Source organism: Corynebacterium phoceense (genome assembly GCF_900092335.1).
Lineage (GTDB): Bacteria > Actinomycetota > Actinomycetes > Mycobacteriales > Mycobacteriaceae > Corynebacterium > Corynebacterium phoceense.
In genome coordinates this window covers 717,828-736,962 of the sequence record NZ_LT596207.1, presented here as the reverse complement: position 1 = coordinate 736,962, position 19,135 = coordinate 717,828, and the positions used below count along the sequence as shown (strand labels likewise).

Sequence of the window (19,135 nt, the reverse complement as noted above, 5' to 3'; positions counted from 1 at the left end):
GCCGAGCGTGCTGAGACGCAGAAGTCCCTGGACATCCCGCTGCTGCCGACCACCACTATTGGTTCCTTCCCGCAGACGCAGGAGATCCGCCAGACGCGTGCGGCCCACAAGGCGGGGGAGATCACGGACGCCGAGTACGAGGAGGCGCTCAAGGACGAAGTCCGCGCGGTCGTCGAACTGCAGGAGCGTCTGGGCCTCGACGTCCTCGTCCACGGCGAGCCGGAGCGCAACGACATGGTGCAGTACTTCGCGGAGCTGCTTGACGGCTTCGTGGTCACCGACAACGGCTGGGTCCAGTCCTACGGCTCCCGCTGCACACGTCCGCCGCTGGTCGTGGGCGATATCTCCCGCCCGCGCGCGATGACCGTCGAGTGGTCTGCCTTTGCGCAATCGCTGTCCACGAAGCCGGTCAAGGGCATGCTCACCGGCCCGGTCACCATCCTCGCGTGGTCGTTCAACCGTGACGACGTGCCGCTGTCCGTTTCCGCGGATCAGCTGGGCATCGCGCTCGCGGACGAAGTCCACGACCTGGAGCAGGCCGGCATCGACATCATTCAGATCGACGAGCCCGCCCTGCGCGAGCTGCTACCGCTGCGCGAGGAACGCCGTCCGGAGTACCTCGCCTGGGCCGTGCGCGCCTTCCGCCTCGCCGCGCTCGACGCCAAGCCGACGACGCAGATTCACACGCACCTGTGCTACTCCGAGTTTGGCCAGATCATCGAGGCCGTCGCCGCGCTCGATGCGGACGTCACCTCTATCGAGGCCGCGCGCTCCCGCATGGAGCTTCTCGCCGACGTGGACGAGCGTTTCTACTCCGCACTCGGCCCGGGCATCTATGACATCCACTCGCCGCGCGTGCCGTCCGTCGCCGAGATGGCCGAGCTCATCCGAGCGGCACTGCGCCACTTCCCGCTTGAGCGCCTGTGGGTTAACCCGGACTGCGGCCTCAAGACCCGCGGCTATGCCGAGACCGAAGCAGCACTGCGCAACATGGTGCTCGCTCGCGACGAGGTTCGTGCGACAGTGTCCGTCACCGTTTAGCGTCCCGCCTTCGTACCCCATCGCATCTCACTCCTCGTGCGGTGGGGTTTCTTCATTGACGAATGGCAGCGCATGCTCGAGTCTTGGGACTTTGTCCGTAGGAGCGTGGATGATGCGTTCGCGCTGGATTCGAACCGAGCGTGAGCATGGCACAGCTTTTCGAGGGCAACAGTGATATCTCAGGGGCGATGCCATGGCGGACGCGGTGGTCATTACCACGGGCGATAGGGCCTACCGCCGTCCCGACGGTATTGCCGTTGTGCCGCTCGCGCTGCTGGGGATGTAGAAAACTGAGTGCTTAGAAAGTGAGCTCGTCGAGGGAGGCGAGATCACCGCGACCGGCGCGGTCGAACCACAGCGCATCGAGGCCCGCAGCTCGGGCGCCTTCGACGTCATTGGCGAGCGAGTCGCCGACCATGAGGGTCTCGGCGGGGGAGGATTCCATAATCGAACACGCTGCGAGGTAGGCCTCGCGGTGCGGTTTGGGCGTGCCGAGCTCGACGGTGGGGATGAGTACAACGAAGTCGAGGTCCAGCCCGGTCGCGGCGAGCTTGCCTTGCTGCATGTCGCGCGCCCCATTGGTGAGCACGCCCACCTTGAGACCGGCGGCATGGGCCCGCTCGAGGACCAGTAGGGCATCCGGGAACGCCCGCCAGTTGCGGGCATAGGCCGCAAGGTAACCGTCGTAGGCAGCGAGCGCTTCGGCCTCGGTCATCTCGAGGCGGTTGAGGAAGTCGCGGCATCGGCCAGCTCGCTGACCGGGGTGGCTCACCTCGCCGCGTTCGTAGGCGGCAAACCATTTCTTCTCCAGCTCGCGGAAGCGCGCGTGCTGGCCGGTGGGCAACCCGAGCGAGACGCACCATTCGTCGACGCCGTCACGCAATGCCCCCTGATGGTCGAGGAGAGTGTCGTCCAGATCAAAGAGAATGGCCTTATACATGGTGCATATCCTACGGTGCGCAGCCGTGATCGCTCTCGGCATTACTTTCGATCCGCCCTCATGTCGGGAAATTCTTTATGATGGTGGACATGACTCAGAAGACCGCAACTGCAACCATGCACACGAATCACGGTGACATCGTCATCGACTTGTATGGCAACCACGCCCCTGTCACCGTTGAGAACTTCATCGGCCTGGCACAGGGCACCAAGGACTACTCCACCCAGAACGCCAAGGGCGAGCAGTCTGGCCCGTTCTACGACGGCGCCATCTTCCACCGCATCATCGACGGTTTCATGATCCAGGGCGGCGACCCGACCGGCACCGGTACCGGCGGCCCGGGCTACCAGTTCCAGGATGAGTTCCACCCGGAGCTTCAGTTCGACCGTCCGTTCCTCTTCGCCATGGCCAACGCTGGCCCGGGCACCAACGGCTCCCAGTTCTTCATCACCGTGGCGCCGACCCCGCACCTCAACAACCACCACACCATCTTCGGTGAGGTCACCGATGAGGCCTCCAAGAAGGTCGTCGCTGAGATCGCCGGCGTTCGCACCGGCTACGCTGACCGCCCGGTTGATGATGTCGTTATCGAGTCTATCGACATCGCTTAAGTGAGTTAGCGCTTCACGAGCGTGCAAGCCCGCGCCTGCCACTACTGGCAGCGCGGGCTTTGATGGTTTTAGCCGACCAGAAGCCACGCGAAGAAGCCTGAAGAAGACCAGAAGAAAATAAGGACATCTCCATGACCATCAAGGAATGGACCCGGACGTACGCCAAGGTTGCGCCCGCGTCGACGGTGCTCGTGCTCTTGTGCACGGCAGCATGGATTATCTCAGCCATCCAGGCGCGTTCGATTTCGGGTGCCTACTACGACTCGGAGTTGGCAACAGAGTGGACGCTGTGGGGGCCTGCGGTTCTTGCGGGCGGCGCCGATTGGTTGCGTCCCGTGACGTCCATGTTTATGCACCTGGATCTGGGCCACCTCGCGGTCAATATGATCTTCCTCGTTCTCATTGGCAGGGAAGTGGAGCGATGGCTGGGCAGCGCGCTCTATACGGCGGCCTATGTGTGCGCGGGATTGGGCGGCAGTTTGGCCATCTTGTGGAATGCCTTCGACCAGCCGACAGTGGGAGCGTCCGGTGCACTCTACGGGCTTATGGCGCTCATGGTGGGGGTCTACCGGGCGAAGGGACTCGACCTGCGGGCGCCACTCTTCCTTATCGCTGCCAACGTTGTCTATACCGCTATGACACCGGGCGTCTCGCTGTGGGGGCACGTGGGCGGGCTCGTGACGGGGCTGGTGTTGTTGCCGTTCCTCCGGGCGCGCCGGGTGTGGGTGCGCTGGCTCGGTGTTTTTATTGTGGGGATCCTTGTGATTGCGGGGATTGGACTGCGAGCAGCAGTTTGGGGATAACCTCCGCGTGTTTTCCACGCGGACAAGTGTGCGAAATCTTTCCACATCAGTTATCCACATTGTGGATAACTACATTTTTGTAATTTACCGAACATCCGAACGGAGTTTTCCCTGATCGCGCAGGGTGCAGAGTCGGGTGTGGGAAAAATACCACAGTGTGAAAAGGGGAATTGGGGAATTCCACAGGGTGTGGAGAAACCTGTTGAATTCTACTATCCACACCTTTATCCCCAACCTGTGGATAACTTTTCCTGCACCGTGTGGAAAGTGTGAAAATGCCCCCGTCCCACAAAAACACATTCTTGTAATTTGACTGTTGCACGCACCGTGTCAAGCCCCGTGTTTTCTAGAGGGTAGTTTTCTGGTTTTGGGTTAGGTCAGGCGACTATGTTCGTGGTGGAGAGTGCGTTCCAGTAGGCGGTCTCGTAGTCGACGGGGCTGGTGTGGCCCAGGGCTGAGTGGAGTCGGTGGTTGTTGTACCAGCCGACCCAGTTGGTGATGGCTTTCTCGGTTTCGTCGAGTGTGGTGAAGCCTGTGGGGTGGATGCTGACGTTGTGGATGCATTCTCCCTTGTAGAGGCTGTTTATGGCCTCTGCTAGGGCATTGTCATAGGAGTCGCAGTATTGGACCCCTCGGTCACTGTGGTGAATAAGCTGGTCAACACGCTGGTCCTGCCGGAGCCGGGAGGGCGTCTGATGGTTTGTGTGTGGAGTTCCATTCCGCATAAGCAGACAAGCCAGAATGACTACTATGGTACGACGAGACTCGGCCGATAAGGCTAAGATTGATGCGATTGAGGAAAGTTGCTTGCTAACCCGGAAATCGCGAAGCTGTTTGACGAACTAGGCACGTCGCCGACGGACGCCGACCACAGCCGCGAGCGCAGCGGCCCCCAGCAAGGCGAGGGGAATCACGGTTGCCAGGGGGGGGAAGCCGGTACGGTCATTGGTGTGCGGCCGGTCGAGCGGTCGTAGGCGGCGCGCGCAGTAGCTGCAAGTAGCACATCAACCTGTGACGCTAAACAAATAGCTATAGGAATTGCTATGTCACTAGCTATTTGCATTGCTATGTTTTGTCTTCACCGGCAGTAGCCGAAGTTGGTCAGCCCAATCGGAAGTAAGTATATCGGACTATACTTGAAAGTGTTTAGTTTGCTATACTATCGTTGTGACGAAGCGGAAAGACATTCTTAAAAACATCGCCGACTTTGCAAAAAGAACGGGTCAAACGCTCACGATTAAAGAGGGCGGTAACCATACTCGAATCTGGGTTGGCGAGAAGTACACCACCGTGGGGCGCCATAAGGAGATTGACAATCTCATGGCTCGTAAAATCTACAAGCAAATCGGAATGGAACAGTAGGACATGAATACGTTTACTGCCTGTGTTGAGCGCGGCGAGAACTGGTGGGTTGCCCAGCTAGTCGAAGACCCTGGCGTTATCGTTCAGGCGCGTCGTCTTGACCAGATTCAAGAAGAAATCCGTGACGCTCTCGCCCTTTTCCCGGAGCTTACCGATTCGCCCGAAACAGCTATCGTTCATCTTGACCTTGTTGGTGAAGTAGAGCAACAAGCTCAAGCTACCCGCGACCAACTTGCCGCCATCCGCGAGCGTGAAGCTCATGAGCTTGCCAATATGTCGCAACATGCTCGGCGGCTAGCGGATGGTGGGTACAACTACCGCGATATCGCCTACCTTCTTGGCATCACCTACGGCAGGGTGGGGCAAATACTCAAAGCGAAAACCAGCACTGCCTAAGTATGCGCGGCAGCTGCAAGCAGCAGGAGTACTCCGTGGCTTGGCCGCTTCGCGTCTGGAGAGTGGTGGTGGTTTGTGTATTTTTGCGGTTTGGGGTGGATGATTCGTATTTGTGGCGACGCTTCAGCTCACACCATGAGCCACTGGGACGGTGAGGAGAGAGGGGGCATCGGAAAGCACAAAAAGGCGCCCTGGGTTTCCCAGGGCGCCGTGAGAGGGCAGGGAGGCGGTTAGCGCCAGCCCATCGTCATGAGGAGGCCGACGATGGCGAGGCCGAAGCCGATGCCATAGTTCCAGGGGCCGAGCTCGGCCATGAACGAGATATCCTCGCCGGCGAGGTAGTTGACGATGATCCAGGCGAGGCCGAGGATCATGAGGCCCAGCATGAGGACGATGTACCACTTTGGTGTGCCCTCGTTATTGATTTTGACCGGGGTGCGGTTGGCTGAGGTGCTCGTGACCTGAGGGGTCGAGCTCTTCGAAACCTTAGACTTCGGCATGGTGTACCTTCACTTTGATGTGCGGTGGGAGTTATTTCCTTGAATACGACTACTGTACCAGCAGCTTTAGCTCACGCTTAGCGGCCACCATTCGTAACCGAGTTGAAGGCGTTGCCCAAATCGCTGAGGAACTTCCATTCGCGGATTTGGATATCGGCGTCCTTACGGATGGTTTGGCCAGACTGGGCGGAGGACCATGCGATGCGGCCAGCGTCCGTGGGCACCGGCGTGTTGACGACCTCGCCCTTGGTGAACGAACCGGTCCAGCCCAACTGCTTGAGGGCCGACTTGGCATCGGACTCCGTCATGCGGACGAGATCGGGCACCGCAATGAGCATGCCGTTGGAGACCTGGAGGGTGATGGTGTCGCCCGCCTTGGCGTTCGACGTATCCGGCATGGAGAGCACCGTGCCTTCCGGCTTGGTGGAGTCGACCATCTGGATCTGAACCTTGAGATCCTGGCCCTCGAGGGTGGACTTGGCGTCCTCGACGTTGAGGCCCTTTATATCCGGAACGGAGACATCCTCCGGGCCGGTAGACACGGTGATGCGGACCTTGGAACCCTTGGACAGCTGGGATCCACCCGCGGGGTTCTGCGAGATGATCTGGCCCGTAGGGATGTCTTTATTGGATTCCTCGGTGACGGTGTCATCGAGCTCCAGGCCTGCGTCCGTGAGGGCTTGGGTGGCCTCGTCGACGTTCATGCCCGTGATATCCGGAACGTCCGTGATCTCCTTGCCGGAGGACACGGTGAGGATGACCGTGGAGTTCTTTTGCAACTCCGAGCCTGCCGCAGGGTTGATGCGGATGGCGCGGTCGCGCGCGACGTCGTCATTCGGCTCTTGGTTTACCTGGACGAGCAGGCCCATCTCCTCGAGTTCCTTGACGACCTCGGCGCGGGGGCGGTTCTCGACCTCGGGGATGATGACCATGTTTGCCTGGCGCGCGGCCTCGGCGCGGCGGTCAGCTTCTTGCTGCTTGAGGTCCCGGGAGTTCTGGTAAAAGTCCCAGCCGAAGTAGCCCACGGTTCCGATGAGCGCGGCGGCGAGCAGAGCAGCCAGCCACTTGAGGCCGGAGCCAGACTTCTCAGTGCCCGTGGGGCGCGTCGAAGCGACCGGCGCGTGCGTGATCGTCGTCGGTGCGTCGTCTTCTGCGGAAATGTGCGTGCGCGCGGCTTGGGTGACGGCGCCGCGGGAGAGGCGCTCGAGATCGCCGGCCATCTCCCATGCGGACTGGTAACGGTCTGCCGGGTGCTTGGCCATGGCGGTGAGCACGACGGCGTCGATATTGACGCGCTGGGTGGGGGAGAGTTCCTCGATGTACTCGGACGGCGGAACCGGATCCTCCTGGACGTGCTGGTAGGCGACGGCGAAGGGGGTCTCACCTTCAAAGGGCGTGCGGCCGGTGACGGACTCGTAGAGCACGCAGCCGAGCGCGTAGACATCGGAGCGGGCGTCCGCCGTCTTGCCGCGGGCCTGCTCCGGCGAGAGGTATTGCGCGGTGCCGATGACAGCGGAGGTCTGCGTCATGGCGGACGTCGAGTCATCGAGGGCACGAGCGATGCCGAAATCCATGACCTTCACCTGGCCGGTGTTGGTGAGCATGATATTCGCCGGCTTGACGTCGCGGTGGATAATGCCGGCCTCGTGGGAGGCCTGGAGCGCGTCCGCGACCGGCTTGAGGATTTCCGCAGCCTCCTCCGGGGTCATGGGGCCGTCTTCGGTGATGATGTCGCGCAGCGTGCGGCCGTTGACGCGTTCCATCACGATGTACGGGATGGCAACATTGGAGGACATGTCCTCGCCGGTGTCGAAGACCTGCACGATATTGGGATGATTGAGCTTGCCGGAGTTCTGGGCCTCTCGGCGGAAGCGCTCACGGAAGTTGACGTCCCGTGCCATTTCGGGGCGCAGCATCTTTACCGCTACGCTGCGGCCGAGGCTCGTGTCCTCGGCGGCGTACACCTCCGACATGCCGCCGGAGCCGATGACCTCGCCAAGCGAATAACGGTCATTGAGCATTACTTCTGCATACCTTCCTGACAAGTTCCTTAACGGTGACTTGCCATATTAAAGAGTCGCGCTGGGGTTTGTTGCGAAATGCGTCGGGTTAACGCTTAAAGAGTCTAATGGGTTGACCTCAGTTTCCACGGTATTGGGAGCCTCCGTGGTTGTGGGAGCTTGCGTGGTGAACTCGGGTTGTTCCTCCTGCGTCGTTTCATCCACGGGAGCGGGCGGCTTCTGCTCTTCCTCCGCAGGCGGCTCAGCCGGAGCCTTCGTCTCCGTCACGGTGGGTGCCTCGTGCGTGCGGTGTGTGGGCGTGCGTTGGGACTTGGTCGGTGCTGCCGGAGCCGTGGAGCGATCAGGTTGCTCGTCTTCCGTCGACGAAACGGTTTCCGTGACGACGATGGGATCTGCGGAGGTCGGCTCTGTTGATTCGCCGTCGTCACCGCCGGTGAGTGCCGTCGCTGCCCAAATGCCGCCGCCGAGGAGGGCAGCGGCGCCGAGGATCCAGGGGAGGATGGGCTTTTTCTCTGAGACCGCGACTGCGGCCGGTTGCGTCGTGGTGGGCTGCGCCGCATTGGCGAGCATCTCCGTCGACGCGGTGGGTGAGGGCGGCTCGGCGATATCGGGAACCGGAGCGCCGGCCGGCTCGGGTGGACGCTTGCCAAAACGAACCTGGGAGATGGCGAGCGCGAACTCGTTGCCATCCGCGTAGCGGCGCGCGGCGTCCTTGCGCAGCGCGATGCCGATGAGCTCGCGGGCCTGCGCGGAAATTGTGGTGGGCAGCGGCTCAGCGACCTTGGAAATGTGGGCGAGCGCGACGGACACCGACGAGTCGCCCGAGAAGGGCCGCTTGCCAGAGAGCATCTCGTAGCCGACGACGCCGAGCGAGTAGACGTCCGAGGCCGGGGACACTGCGTGGCCTTGGGCTTGCTCCGGGGAGACGTACTGCGCGGTGCCCACGACCATGCCGGTGCGGGTGAGCGGGACAGCGGCCGCGGCCTTCGCGATGCCGAAGTCGGTGACCTTCACCTGGCCGTTTTGCGTGATGAGCAGGTTGCCTGGCTTGATGTCGCGGTGGACCATGCCCATGCGATGGATCACGGAGAGACCGTGCGCGGCCTGTTCCATGACGTCGAGGGCGAGTGCCTCGGGCAGCGCGCCTTCGCGGGCAAGGAGGTCCGCGAGGGACTCGCCGCGGACGTATTCGAGCGCCATGAAGCAGAACATGGCGCCGTTCGTGTCCTTGAGCTCCCGGTAGTCGTAGGTGGCGACGACGTTGTCCGAGTCGATCTGCTGGGCGGACTGTGCCTCGTTGCGGAAGCGGCCGAGAAATTCTTTGTTGTCCGAGAATTCCGGGCGCAGCACCTTGATGGCGACCTCGCGCTGGTGGACGTTGTCATCCGCGAGCCACACGGTGGACATACCGCCGTGGCCGATGACCCACTGGAGGGTGTAATCGGAGCCGATGAGCTCTTGCAAGCGTTCCTGTTCCATGGGCGACTAGCCCTCCGTTCCGGTGTAAGCGCGCAGGATTGCGCGGCCGATGGGGGACGAGACTTGGCCGCCGGTGGCGCCCTCGCCGAGGTGGCCGCCGTCCTTGACGACGACGGCGACGGCGATGTCCTTCTCCGGGTCGTAGGCGACGTACCAGACGTGCGGGGGAAGTCCATCTCCGTGCTCGGCCGTGCCCGTCTTCGAGGCAAAACCGTTGCCGTCATAGCCGTAGGTGGCCTGCTCAGAGCCGAACATGAGGTCCTGGATGGTTGCGGCGGTCTCCTCGGAAATGGCGGTGGCGGCGGCCTTGGGGTTGGGGGCGGGGGCGTCTTCCCTCTGGGCGGTGGGCACNGGCAAAACCGTTGCCGTCATAGCCGTAGGTGGCCTGCTCAGAGCCGAACATGAGGTCCTGGATGGTTGCGGCGGTCTCCTCGGAAATGGCGGTGGCGGCGACCTTGGGCTTGGTGACGGTGACGTCTTCCATCTGGGCGTTGGTCACCTTGTTGACGAGGTACGGCGTCATGCGCACACCCTTGTTGGCGATGGTGGAGGCCATGCTTGCCGCTTGGAGCGCGGACATGGTGACGTCGCGCTGGCCGATGGCGGACTGCGCGGTGGCGGAGGCATCCGCGAGATCGCCCAGCGTGCCGGAGGACATGTCGACACCCAAGTCATAGTCCTGGCCCACGCCGAAAGCGTCTGCGTACTTGCGCAGTTCGTCCGCGCCGATGGACTCGCTCATCTCCACAAACGCGGTATTGCACGACAGGGAGAAGGCGGTGCGCAGCGTGACCTGCGCGGAGCCGCCGCACATCTGGTTGCCGTAGTTGGTCAGCGTCGTCACGTTGTCGGGTAGCGTGATCGAATTTTGGCCCGTGAGCGTCGAGTCCGGCGTGAAGCCGTTGTTGAGTCCCGCGGCCGAGGTGATGATTTTAAAGATCGATCCGGGAGGCAGTGTCTCCTGCGTCGCGTGGTTGATGAGCGGGTTGCCAGGTTGCTCCTGGAGCTGCGCCCACGTGTCCGCGCCGGTGTCCTCGTTGGTGACGTCCGCGGCGGAATAGCTCGGCGAGGACGCGAGCGCGAGGATCTTGCCGGTCGAGGGCTGGAGGGCCACGGCCGCACCGTTGTAGCCAGCGTTCGTGAGCTGGTCGTACGCGAACTGCTGGAGCTGCGGGTCGATGGTGACCTCGACGTTCGCGCCGAGCGGCTGCTTGCCGGAGAGCTGGTCGAGCCAGTTCTGGCCCATGAGTGAGTCGTCCGTACCGTTCAAGACGTTGTTATACGAGGACTCGAGTCCCGAGGCGCCGAACTGCGAGGACAGGTAGCCCGTGACGGGCGAGTAGGCTGCCGATGCCGCCGGGTAGCTGCGGGTATAAATTCCCTCCGCGTCCGCAGTGGACTGGGCGAGCACGGTGCCGCCGGAGTAGATCTGCCCGCGCGGGGTGGTCTGCATTTCGTAGAAGCCACGCAGGTTCTTGGGGTTATCCGCATACTTCTCATCGGAGAAAGCCTGGACGACGGTGAGCCGCACGAGCAGGATGGCGGTCAACAGGATTGCAAAGATCGCAGCGAGCCGGATCGACTTGTTCATCGGTGTGCCTCCTGGACGGCCGGGAACATGGACGTATCGCTGGACTGCGCTGCGGTGTGCTCGACCGCGGGCCTGCGTGCGGAATTGGAGATGCGCAGCAGGATGCCCAGCAAGATGTAGTTAGCCATGAGAGAGGAGCCGCCCGCGGACATGAACGGGGTCGTGAGACCCGTCATGGGCAGGAGTGCGGAGATGCCGCCGGTGACGACGAAGACCTGGATGGCGATGGTGAGCGCGAGGCCCGCCGCGACGAGCTTGCCGTACGTGTCGCGCACGCGCAGCGCCGTGTGGAAGCCGCGGGAGCACAGTATGCCGAAGAGGATGAGCACCGCGCCGAGACCGATGAGACCGAACTCCTCGCCGATGCCCGCGAGGATGAAGTCCGAGTGCGCCACGGGGACGATTTCCGGGTGACCTTGGCCCAGACCCGTGCCGGTGATGCCGCCGGAGGACATGCCAAACAGCGCCTGCGAGAGCTGGTATCCGCCGGAATCATAATTGCCCAAAGGATCCAAGAAGTTGGAGAAACGGTTCTGGATCTTGTCCGAGATTTGGTAGATGCCGTAGGCGCCGATGGCGACCAGGAAGAGACCGATGGCCAGCCACGAGACGCGGCCGGTGGCCATGTACAGCATGCCCAGCACCGTCGAGAAGAGGAGCAAGGCCGGACCAAAGTCGTTGGAGATGCCCATGATGGCAATCGCGATGGCCCACACCACGAGGATGGGCGCGAGATCGCGCAGGCGCGGGAGCGAGACGCCGAGGAACTTATAGCCCGCCACGGTAAACAGGGAGCGCTTCTGCGTGAGCAGCATGGCGAAGAACAAGATGAGCAGGATCTTCGACAGCTCGCCCGGCTGCAAGGAGAAGGGCCCCAGCCACAGCCAGATGCGGGCTTCGGCATCCGGCGGCTGCGGCCACACGAGCGGCAGGGCGAGAAGGATAAGACCGAGCGCACCCAAGATGTAGGAGTATCGCGTGAGCGATTTGTGGTCGCGGAGGAGCACGAGGACGAGGACAAAGAGCACGATGCCCGCGATGGTCCACATGATTTGGCGCGACGCGAGTCCCCAGCCATTGGCGAGGTCGAGGCGTGCAAGCATGATAAGCCCCATGCCGTTGAGCAGGGCGACGATGGGCAGCATGATTTGGTCCGCCCACGGCGCGAGGAAGCTGAGCGCTATGTGTGCGACGGCGAAGACGCCCACGAAGCCGCCAATGAGATAGAACAGTTCCGTGGTGAGTGAATTGCCTTGAGAGAGTTCGAGAGCGACGAGAATAAAGGAGAATACGACCGTGGCGAGGAGCAGCAGCCCCAGCTCGGTCCCGCGAAAACGGGCCTTCATTTACTTCACCTCCCGGCAGTTAACTCCCGGTTCAGATTGGATTGTGGATGTGGGCGACGGAGCCGCCGATGACGACGGCTGAGCAGACGAAGCAGCGGACGGCGCAGCAGACGTGGTAGCCGACGGGGTGGCCGAGGCCGAGCGCTTGGGGGCATCGGCAGGCTTTGTCGACGCCTCGCACACCGGCAGGGTCTTCTCCGCCAGGCGCACGAGCTGTCCCTGTACCTCGTCATAGGAGCCGGCGCCGAGGTTGGCCGCCGCGCTGCGCTCCGAGGCCGGAAGGGCCTCGAGCGTGAACGGGGAAAAATCGCCCGTGCAGTCTGCCGTCCTGAGCCCCAGCTCACCCTTCTCGTTGAGGCAGGCGTGCTGGTAGGTGGAGTGCAGCGCGCGGCCGAAGAGCTCGAAGTCCGTGCCCTGCTGGACGGTGATCTCTCCGTCCGTGGCGACGTAGTAGCGGTCCGTCATGGCGTTCTTCGCCCACAGGCCGGCGGCGACGACGGCGATGAGGACGACGAGGATGGACGAGACCACGATCCAGCCGAGTTTGCCCCGTGGGGCAGGCTCCGAATCCTCGGAGCCCCCCTCACCGTCCTTATCGCCGACATGCGCCATGGTCTGTGCGGTGGTCGACGGGACGGCGCGGTTAAGCTTCGCCGCCCGCGAGGCCGCGGAATCCGGATGCGTGGGCTCCGGCAGCTCGCCGGCGATAGCGCCCACGAGGTGCGGGGACGAAGCTTCGCTGGAGCCCTCCACGACCTCGGCGATAACGACCGTCACGTTGTCCGGGCCGCCGGAACGCAGCGCGAGCTCGACGAGCATCTGTGCGGCATCCTCCACGCTGCCCTGCTTGAGCGCGGACTCGATGGTGGTCGCCGTGACGGGATCCGACAGGCCGTCGGAGCACAGGAGAAGGCGGTCGCCGACCTTGGCGTCGAGCATAAACAGCGTGGGCTCGACGTCGTGGCCGGTATACGCCTTCAAAATCAGGGACTTTTGCGGGTGCGACGAGACGTCCGCCGGGTCGAGCTTGCCCTGGTCCACGAGCGACTGGACGAAGGTGTCGTCCTTCGTAATCTGCTCGATCTTGCCGTCACGCAGACGGTAGCCACGGGAGTCACCCACGTGGATGACGCCGAACTCGGAGCCGTTGAACATGAGCGCGCTGAGCGTCGTACCCATGCCCTCGGTCTCTGGGTGCTCGTCGACGTGGCGCTTGATGTCCACGTTCGCATCGCGGGCGCTTGCGGCCAGGATCGACAGCATATCGTTGTCGCCCGGGTCCTTATCAATCCGCTCGAGGCGCGTGATCATGAGCTGCGAGGCGACCTCGCCGGCCGCGTGGCCGCCCATGCCGTCCGCGAGTGCGAGCAGCCACGTGCCGCCGTATGCGGAGTCCTCGTTATTGCCGCGGACGAGGCCGCGGTCGGAGAGGGCCGTTACTTTGAGTTTCATGGCATCAGCCTTACTGTGGTTCGACCCATCTTGATATCCGTGCCCACGCCCACGCGTTCGGGCTGGTCAATGCGCACGCCGTTGACGAACGTGCCATTGCGGGACTCCAAATCTTCCACGAACCAGTCGGAGCCGCGGCGGAAAAGCCGCGAATGCCGTGCGGACGAGTAATCATCGCCCGTCACGAAGTCGCACTCGTTGGCGCGGCCCAGCACCAGGTCCTCGAGCGTGCCTAGCGCCATGTGGGAGCCCTGCAGCGGGCCCTCCACGATGGAGATCTGGTGCGCCGCCTCCTTGCGGTGCGGCGTGCGCGCCGGGCTTGCCGATGCCGTCACGGCCGCCGCCTTGTTCGCGTCACGGCGCATGGCATTGAGGGCTACCAGGATAAAAATCCATAGCAGCGCCAGGATTGCGATGCGCAGTCCGAGCAATACAACGGAGGACACGTGGTGCCGCCTTCCTGGAAGTTGAAGAAAATCTAGTTATCGAGACCCGTGATACGGACCTCGATGTGCGAATGCCCCATAGTAATCACATCGCCGTCAGCGAGAAGCCAGTTTTCAATGGGGGTGTCGTTGACGGTCGTGCCGTTCGTCGACTGCAGATCGACGAGCACCGCGTCCTGGCCGTTCCACGTGATTTCCGCGTGCTGACGGGAGACACCGGTATCGGGCAGGCGCAGGTCCGCGTCCGTGGAGCGGCCGATAATATTCGAGCCCTCGTGCACTTGGTACGTGCGCGAGGAGCCGTCCTGCAGCAGCAGGTTGACGCTCGGGCCGCTGCCGGGATTGTCCGGCATGCGCGCGGCACGGAATGCCGTGGTTGCGGCTTCGGGATTGTTGTACTGATCAGTCATCTCGTCCTCCTGAGAGTCGCCCTCCTGCGGGGTGGGCTCGTGGAAAATGGCGTCGTAACCGGTTTCCTCGCCCGGCTCGTGGTCAATAAAAGAAGACACGCGCAGCTGTCCCGTGCGTAGTCCCGACTCCTCCGCGATGCGGACGATGACGGGTCCGGCGAGCGCCCAGCCTTTGTTGCGCATGAAGCGCCCCAGCTGGTCCGCCAAGAGCTCGGGAAGGTCAGCGTCGCGCGACAAGTTCTCAATATCCTTGGAGCTCACCGCGACGGTGACCACGTTGGGTCCGTAGAGCAACCCGTCGTCGCCGCGCGTGAGATTGTCCTGGGCTTCCTGCTTGAGGAGCTCCTCGATCTCTGCGGGGACGACGCGGCCGCCAAAGACGAACGCCATGCCGTTGTCGAGTCCGCGCTGCATGGCGGAGTCAAGCTTTGCGAGCCTGCCCATGATTCCCATTGGCGCGGACCTCCTTTACCACTGTGACTTGTAATGGATTATCAAATAACGTGCCTAAGTATAGGGGCAATGGGCAGATCCAACGAAGAACCGTGCGGACACGCTGGGGATTTTTTGGTCTGTGCCTGCGGATTTGTTAAAAACACTAACCCCCGTGCTATCTTTATTTAGTCGCCAAGACATATCAAAACCCTGCCCGGGTGGCGGAATTGGCAGACGCGCTGGCTTCAGGTGCCAGTGTCCTTATAGGACGTGCGGGTTCAAGTCCCGCCCCGGGCACAGTGAGCAGTTGAACAAACTGCACCGCCGGAAGTAATAAACTCGAAAGGGTTTGTGACCTCCGGTTTCTTTGTTTTTCTGAACTTGAGCGGTCGAGGATTGCAAGTGTGGGGATTTACATCCTAACTCCCGCTCTCAAGTTTAAGGGGCCAAGGCGTGGGGTTTAGCCAAAGCAACTAAGGGGCTATGCGATAAAATATGTGTCTTGGGCTTCTACCCCGTGTCGGGGTTTAGGTTCCTAGTCATCCTTTTTGTACGGCTAGGTTGTGGCTGTAGTCGGTTGGGATAGTGTTGCCGTAGAGGGCTGGCCGGCTCTAATCGGCCCGCCCTCAAGGCAAAGAAAAGCACCGGAGCTAGCATTCCCCTCAATGGAATTCCGCGCGGCGTTGAAAGTCACTTTGAAAAATCACCAGTTCAGCTGCGTCGACACAGATGGTTCTGTCCATACTGAAGGCAACTAAGTCATTGTGGGGCCGCGTCTCCTGCTGTGCCAGAGTGAACCGGTTATGTTCTCTTTCAGTTCGTGACCGCCGAACAGCACTGGGGGCACGATTCTATCGGATTTCGTATATTAATCTAGCTGACCAAAGGCGCGGGCAAGAGCGAGAGCGAGGACGGTTCTATCGGAAGCCTTCATCTTGCGCAGTAGGACGGACACATGGTTCTTTACGGTGCCTTCGGCCAAGTAGAGAATTTCAGCGATTTCCTTGTTGTTTTTTCCTTCCGCAACGAGGGTCGCGACTTTGCGCTCTGCACGCGTCAAAGTGGTGACTCCCTCCACGGACGCAGGCTGTTTGGATGATGGACTGCAGCTCGCGTTTGTTGACCGGTGCAGCATACGGGCAATACGGGGATCGAGAACGATGCCGCCGTTGGCGGCCGCATCGATCGCTTCCGCGAGATGATTGGCATCGATATCTTTGAGTAGATAGCCTGCAGCACCAGCATCGATGAGTGAGCGGACCAGTGTGGCGTCGTCAAAGGTGGTGAGAACCAGTACGGGAACATGAGGGTAATGCGTCGCACACTCGCGTACGACAGCGAGCCCATCGAAGCCAGGCATGACCGCATCAGTGACGACAATGTCGGGTGCAAAAGCATCGATAAGCGAGCCCACCTTTTTTCCATCAGTAGTAGTTGCGACGACTTCGCACTCGTCAATGGTGTCGAAAATTAAGGTGAGGCCGCGGAGAAGTAGCTCATGGTCATCGATGAGAATTACTCGGTTAGTCATACGTTGATCTGTCCTTCTGTTGGCAGTTAGTTACAGGCAGCTCTATACAGAGAAGAAATCCATCAGCAATTCCCCCGTGCCCCAAAACGTGGACTCGTCCGCCAAGCGCTTCGGCGCGTTCTTGTAGCGAGCGAATACCAAAGCCAGCCTTCGAGTCATCAGAACCTACACCGTTGTCAGAAACTGATAGAGTGATGGCGTTAAGATCGCTGTCAAAATTCACGGACATGCGTGCCGTGGTGGTGCTTGCACTGTGTCGGACCACATTGGTTAAGGCCTCCTGTGCCGCAGCGAGAAGAAAATTCTCCGCGGGAGGCGCGAGTTCTGGGGCGTTTGATGCTACTTCTACCTCAACGGTCAGTGCGGTAGAAGAAAAGGAGTTTCCTAACGCAGTCAGTGCGTCATAAAATCCTTCGGATTCTAAACGAATAGGGTGGAGAGCTCGCACGACTGTGCGCATATCGTCGAGAGCGGCAATTGTTGTTTCGCGCGCATGGGCGATCTCTTCGGTGGCACGTTGTGGGTTCTTCGCTATCATGCGTTGGGAAAAATCTAAGCTCATGCTGATGGCCGTGAGCCGATGTCCTAAACCATCATGCAGAGCTGCTGCAATGCGTCCGCGTTCTTCTGAGAGTGTGAGTTCACGGGCGGTCTCGATAGAGTGCCGTAACTGTTCATTGGCGTCGGCGAGTTCCGCAGCTCGGTGGGTCTTCTCTACAGCATCGGTGGCTGCCGTACGGGCGAGGCGTGCAAGAAAGACACCGATTGCTATCAGCGAGAACGACGCTAGAGTTTCGGTAATAATTCTGCCAAGGCTTGAGCCGGAGACGACATGAACTCCGGCCACGGTTAAGACAGGGATCAGACCGTAGATGATTCCAGCACGCAACGACTGGACAATGACTACGGCCACGACCCCAAGCCAGATTACTACCAGCGAGGATGAGTTATCTGCGGTGAGGAATACAACTAGGGCTGACGCAGCGAAGCACCACGTAGCCGCAATGAGAGGCAGGCGCTTTTTTACCGCGTGCGACCACCAGACTTCAGAGCCAAGGTAAAGCGCCAGGGCAACGAGTTGGGGGATCATGGCCTGGGGAGTATCCCAGCGAACAATAGCGAGAACCATGAACACCGCTACCGGGCTGAAGAAAGCTAGAAATGGCTGCACAAGCATGGCGACGTCATGTGTCGACGCAACATACGTAGACGGAGCAATGTGGCGAGCTCGGGAGGGCATAGGTCTAATCCTAGACCGGCCGACCCATGACGCGGGTCATGTATTTTGCGACCTGAAGTAATGACGGGAGACACTTAAAAGCAGCGCGCAGTAGCTGTAATTTTCCAGGCATGAACAAACTTCCATTGTCTCTTTCCCCACGTCTTCCATTGAACTGGTGGGGACTCCTAGTTCGCGTCATTGCCGCATTTGTCATGCTTATGGCTTCTAATATGGTGCGTGTTCCGCTGCACCAGCTACCCATTGCGAAGCGAGACGACGCTGCGGGTATCGGAGCTAATGCTGCAATCTTTCTGCTGACCCCGATCGTTGTTGTGATCATGCTGTGGGGATGGATGCGGTTTGTTGAGAGGCGACAACTGCGGGCGATCGGACTTTTTGATATTTCGAAGATCCTCCCTGGAATTCTCGGTGGCACAGCTATCGTCGCAGTACCGATGGCAGTTGGCTGGGTTTTCTTATCGCTATTCTCGGAGCCTGAGGCACAGCACGATGCGGTCCCCAGCTCCGGTTCAGTGGGAGTGATAGTGGCTGGTGTCGTCTATGTTTTAGTGCGTTCTTATCTCCTGCAGGGTATCCCAGAGGAATTGATTTATCGTGGATGGCTGTTTTCTACTACAGCTCAGCGACCCATATTCACGGTAGTGTGGACGACTTTGGCTTTTACTTTTCCGCATCTCTCCTCCTCGGGTGGGCAGCAAAGCACAACAGATTTTCTCTTGTACCTCGTTCTTCCTCTCGGCATGGCGGTTCTCGCCGGCGCAATGGTTGTGTGGAAGAAAAGCGTATGGTGGGCGGCCGGTACACATGGTGGCATGCATGCGGTGATGGCCGTGTTGGCAATCCTCTTTCCCGTGGCCCTCGATTCGACGGCGTGGATCATACTCGGCGTAACGCAGCTTGTTACGGGGTTTGCCCTACTGGCGTGGTGGCATTCGAGAAAGAAGAGGCCTTAGATTTCCCTTTGAGAATGCTGCATGGTTTGTGTGTCGAGCGAATGCTGGACCTAGCGCTGAAGGAAAGATAGTTAGCGTTGAGTATTAGTCCTTGGATGTTCACCTGTGTGCCTTGTTTAAAAAGCCCACGGGGCATGGTAGAGGTTACGAATACGCGCTACCCGCCAACAGTGCCGCCAGGCACCTGCAGGCAGTACAGACGGAGTTGCCTGCTCTTCTCGCCGGAAAATTACTGTTGAATCAAGGAATCATCATCTTTTTCAAACGGGAACTTTGGCTTTCGGTCTTGTTTTCTGCTGGCCATTGAGAGTGTCACGGACGGTGCGGCCCAGCCGGTCGAGGGTGTGGACGACAATGACATCTCCCGCGCGGGCTTGCTGGAGTCCGGGCCGATTCGTGGTGGATCCGGATTTCTTGTCGACGTAGATGTATTTATCCGCAACATCTTCTTTACGGAGCGCGTCGATCTGACGGTCGAGGTCTTGTTTTGCGGTGGAAACCCGGGCGTTACCAATATCCATGACCCACAGCGTGCCGGAAGTCTATTCTGCAGCAGGTTTTGCGAGTCAATTCGT

General features: G+C 60.7%; 17 protein-coding genes, 1 tRNA gene and 3 pseudogenes. 8 read left to right on the top strand and 13 right to left on the bottom strand.

Annotation, left to right across the window (positions count from 1 at the left end):
• Both metE and BN9444_RS15430 read left to right on the top strand, forming a co-directional pair.
• The coding region (metE, locus tag BN9444_RS03575; RefSeq protein ID WP_077210026.1) for a 5-methyltetrahydropteroyltriglutamate--homocysteine S-methyltransferase at window positions 1-1,041 on the top strand (1,041 nt) is incomplete at its 5' end.
• 187 nt (window positions 1,042-1,228) lie between these two features.
• Window positions 1,229-1,327, top strand: a pseudogene (locus BN9444_RS15430) (ATP-binding protein); the annotation flags it as partial.
• 12 nt (window positions 1,328-1,339) lie between these two features.
• On the opposite strand, the gene BN9444_RS03570 reads toward BN9444_RS15430, so the two are convergent.
• Window positions 1,340-1,981, bottom strand: a complete 642-nt coding sequence (locus BN9444_RS03570) for an HAD family hydrolase (protein ID WP_068801424.1) — start codon at window positions 1,979-1,981, stop codon at window positions 1,340-1,342.
• Window positions 1,982-2,061: 80 nt separating this feature from the next.
• Between BN9444_RS03570 and BN9444_RS03565 the strand changes: the two genes are divergently transcribed.
• Together BN9444_RS03565 and BN9444_RS03560 are read left to right on the top strand one after the other, a co-directional pair.
• Window positions 2,062-2,592 carry a peptidylprolyl isomerase gene (locus BN9444_RS03565; RefSeq protein ID WP_066492859.1) on the top strand — a complete coding sequence of 177 codons (531 nt, stop codon included), beginning with the start codon at window positions 2,062-2,064 and terminating at the stop codon, window positions 2,590-2,592.
• Between the two features lie 131 nt (window positions 2,593-2,723).
• Complete coding sequence (locus BN9444_RS03560; RefSeq protein WP_066492804.1) at window positions 2,724-3,395, top strand: rhomboid family intramembrane serine protease; 672 nt, start codon at window positions 2,724-2,726, stop codon at window positions 3,393-3,395.
• Window positions 3,396-3,772: 377 nt separating this feature from the next.
• On the opposite strand, the gene BN9444_RS15330 is transcribed toward BN9444_RS03560, so the two are convergent.
• Window positions 3,773-4,120: an integrase core domain-containing protein gene (locus BN9444_RS15330; protein ID WP_066492806.1), complete on the bottom strand. Its 348-nt coding sequence runs from the start codon at window positions 4,118-4,120 to the stop codon at window positions 3,773-3,775.
• A 442-nt stretch (window positions 4,121-4,562) separates the two neighbouring features.
• Between BN9444_RS15330 and BN9444_RS03550 the strand changes: the two genes are divergently transcribed.
• Window positions 4,563-4,757 carry a toxin HicA gene (locus BN9444_RS03550; protein ID WP_066492808.1) on the top strand — a complete coding sequence of 65 codons (195 nt, stop codon included), beginning with the start codon at window positions 4,563-4,565 and terminating at the stop codon, window positions 4,755-4,757.
• Window positions 4,758-4,760: 3 nt separating this feature from the next.
• Window positions 4,761-5,153 carry a hypothetical protein gene (locus BN9444_RS13420; RefSeq protein ID WP_077210025.1) on the top strand — a complete coding sequence of 131 codons (393 nt, stop codon included), beginning with the start codon at window positions 4,761-4,763 and terminating at the stop codon, window positions 5,151-5,153.
• A gap of 230 nt (window positions 5,154-5,383) precedes the next feature.
• Here the strand turns inward: BN9444_RS13420 and crgA are convergent, their stop codons facing one another.
• From crgA to BN9444_RS03500, 8 genes and pseudogenes are all read right to left on the bottom strand, one after another.
• The gene (gene crgA / locus BN9444_RS03540; RefSeq protein WP_066492811.1) at window positions 5,384-5,653 is read right to left on the bottom strand and encodes a cell division protein CrgA; all 270 of its coding nucleotides are present in this window, start codon (window positions 5,651-5,653) and stop codon (window positions 5,384-5,386) included.
• 77 nt (window positions 5,654-5,730) lie between these two features.
• Window positions 5,731-7,674 (bottom strand): Stk1 family PASTA domain-containing Ser/Thr kinase, encoded by a 1,944-nt coding sequence (gene pknB, locus BN9444_RS03535; RefSeq protein ID WP_066492814.1) that lies wholly within the window; start codon window positions 7,672-7,674, stop codon window positions 5,731-5,733.
• A 48-nt stretch (window positions 7,675-7,722) separates the two neighbouring features.
• Window positions 7,723-9,153 carry a serine/threonine-protein kinase gene (locus tag BN9444_RS03530; RefSeq protein ID WP_066511188.1) on the bottom strand — a complete coding sequence of 477 codons (1,431 nt, stop codon included), beginning with the start codon at window positions 9,151-9,153 and terminating at the stop codon, window positions 7,723-7,725.
• Between the two features lie 6 nt (window positions 9,154-9,159).
• Window positions 9,160-10,744: pseudogene (locus tag BN9444_RS03520) on the bottom strand (penicillin-binding transpeptidase domain-containing protein).
• Complete coding sequence (locus tag BN9444_RS03515; protein ID WP_066492827.1) at window positions 10,741-12,090, bottom strand: FtsW/RodA/SpoVE family cell cycle protein; 1,350 nt, start codon at window positions 12,088-12,090, stop codon at window positions 10,741-10,743. The pseudogene BN9444_RS03520 and the gene BN9444_RS03515 overlap by 4 nt, the downstream one beginning before the upstream one ends.
• Entirely contained in the window at window positions 12,091-13,542 is a 1,452-nt protein-coding gene (locus BN9444_RS03510; protein WP_066492828.1) for a PP2C family protein-serine/threonine phosphatase, read from the bottom strand.
• Window positions 13,539-13,988, bottom strand: a complete 450-nt coding sequence (locus tag BN9444_RS03505) for an FHA domain-containing protein FhaB/FipA (RefSeq protein ID WP_066492831.1) — start codon at window positions 13,986-13,988, stop codon at window positions 13,539-13,541. Before BN9444_RS03505 ends, BN9444_RS03510 begins: the two co-directional genes overlap by 4 nt.
• A gap of 32 nt (window positions 13,989-14,020) precedes the next feature.
• Window positions 14,021-14,851 (bottom strand): DUF3662 and FHA domain-containing protein, encoded by an 831-nt coding sequence (locus BN9444_RS03500; RefSeq protein WP_066511203.1) that lies wholly within the window; start codon window positions 14,849-14,851, stop codon window positions 14,021-14,023.
• A 194-nt stretch (window positions 14,852-15,045) separates the two neighbouring features.
• On the opposite strand from BN9444_RS03500, the gene BN9444_RS03495 reads away from it, so the two are divergent.
• Window positions 15,046-15,130 (top strand) — tRNA-Leu (locus tag BN9444_RS03495).
• 571 nt (window positions 15,131-15,701) lie between these two features.
• On the opposite strand, the gene BN9444_RS03490 is transcribed toward BN9444_RS03495, so the two are convergent.
• Both BN9444_RS03490 and BN9444_RS03485 read right to left on the bottom strand, forming a co-directional pair.
• Window positions 15,702-16,364: a response regulator gene (locus BN9444_RS03490; protein WP_068801422.1), complete on the bottom strand. Its 663-nt coding sequence runs from the start codon at window positions 16,362-16,364 to the stop codon at window positions 15,702-15,704.
• Window positions 16,357-17,454 carry a sensor histidine kinase gene (locus BN9444_RS03485; protein WP_199872838.1) on the bottom strand — a complete coding sequence of 366 codons (1,098 nt, stop codon included), beginning with the start codon at window positions 17,452-17,454 and terminating at the stop codon, window positions 16,357-16,359. Before BN9444_RS03485 ends, BN9444_RS03490 begins: the two co-directional genes overlap by 8 nt.
• Before the next feature lie 260 nt (window positions 17,455-17,714).
• Between BN9444_RS03485 and BN9444_RS03480 the strand changes: the two genes are divergently transcribed.
• Window positions 17,715-18,560 (top strand): CPBP family intramembrane glutamic endopeptidase, encoded by an 846-nt coding sequence (locus tag BN9444_RS03480; protein ID WP_084759230.1) that lies wholly within the window; start codon window positions 17,715-17,717, stop codon window positions 18,558-18,560.
• A gap of 302 nt (window positions 18,561-18,862) precedes the next feature.
• On the opposite strand, the pseudogene BN9444_RS03475 reads toward BN9444_RS03480, so the two are convergent.
• Window positions 18,863-19,081: pseudogene (locus BN9444_RS03475) on the bottom strand (recombinase family protein); the annotation flags it as partial.
• Between the last annotated feature and the right edge of the window lie 54 nt (window positions 19,082-19,135).

Coding starts and splice junctions, on each gene's coding strand:
- BN9444_RS03485 (WP_199872838.1), bottom strand. CDS start 17,454: ATGATCCCCCAACTCGTTGCCCTGGCGCTTTACCTTGGCTCTGAAGTC.
- pknB (WP_066492814.1), bottom strand. CDS start 7,674: ATGCTCAATGACCGTTATTCGCTTGGCGAGGTCATCGGCTCCGGCGGC.
- BN9444_RS13420 (WP_077210025.1), top strand. CDS start 4,761: ATGAATACGTTTACTGCCTGTGTTGAGCGCGGCGAGAACTGGTGGGTT.
- BN9444_RS03560 (WP_066492804.1), top strand. CDS start 2,724: ATGACCATCAAGGAATGGACCCGGACGTACGCCAAGGTTGCGCCCGCG.
- BN9444_RS03490 (WP_068801422.1), bottom strand. CDS start 16,364: ATGACTAACCGAGTAATTCTCATCGATGACCATGAGCTACTTCTCCGC.
- BN9444_RS03500 (WP_066511203.1), bottom strand. CDS start 14,851: ATGGGAATCATGGGCAGGCTCGCAAAGCTTGACTCCGCCATGCAGCGC.
- BN9444_RS03530 (WP_066511188.1), bottom strand. CDS start 9,153: ATGGAACAGGAACGCTTGCAAGAGCTCATCGGCTCCGATTACACCCTC.
- BN9444_RS03480 (WP_084759230.1), top strand. CDS start 17,715: ATGAACAAACTTCCATTGTCTCTTTCCCCACGTCTTCCATTGAACTGG.
- BN9444_RS03570 (WP_068801424.1), bottom strand. CDS start 1,981: ATGTATAAGGCCATTCTCTTTGATCTGGACGACACTCTCCTCGACCAT.
- BN9444_RS03510 (WP_066492828.1), bottom strand. CDS start 13,542: ATGAAACTCAAAGTAACGGCCCTCTCCGACCGCGGCCTCGTCCGCGGC.
- BN9444_RS03515 (WP_066492827.1), bottom strand. CDS start 12,090: ATGAAGGCCCGTTTTCGCGGGACCGAGCTGGGGCTGCTGCTCCTCGCC.
- crgA (WP_066492811.1), bottom strand. CDS start 5,653: ATGCCGAAGTCTAAGGTTTCGAAGAGCTCGACCCCTCAGGTCACGAGC.
- BN9444_RS03565 (WP_066492859.1), top strand. CDS start 2,062: ATGGTGGACATGACTCAGAAGACCGCAACTGCAACCATGCACACGAAT.
- BN9444_RS15330 (WP_066492806.1), bottom strand. CDS start 4,120: ATGCGGAATGGAACTCCACACACAAACCATCAGACGCCCTCCCGGCTC.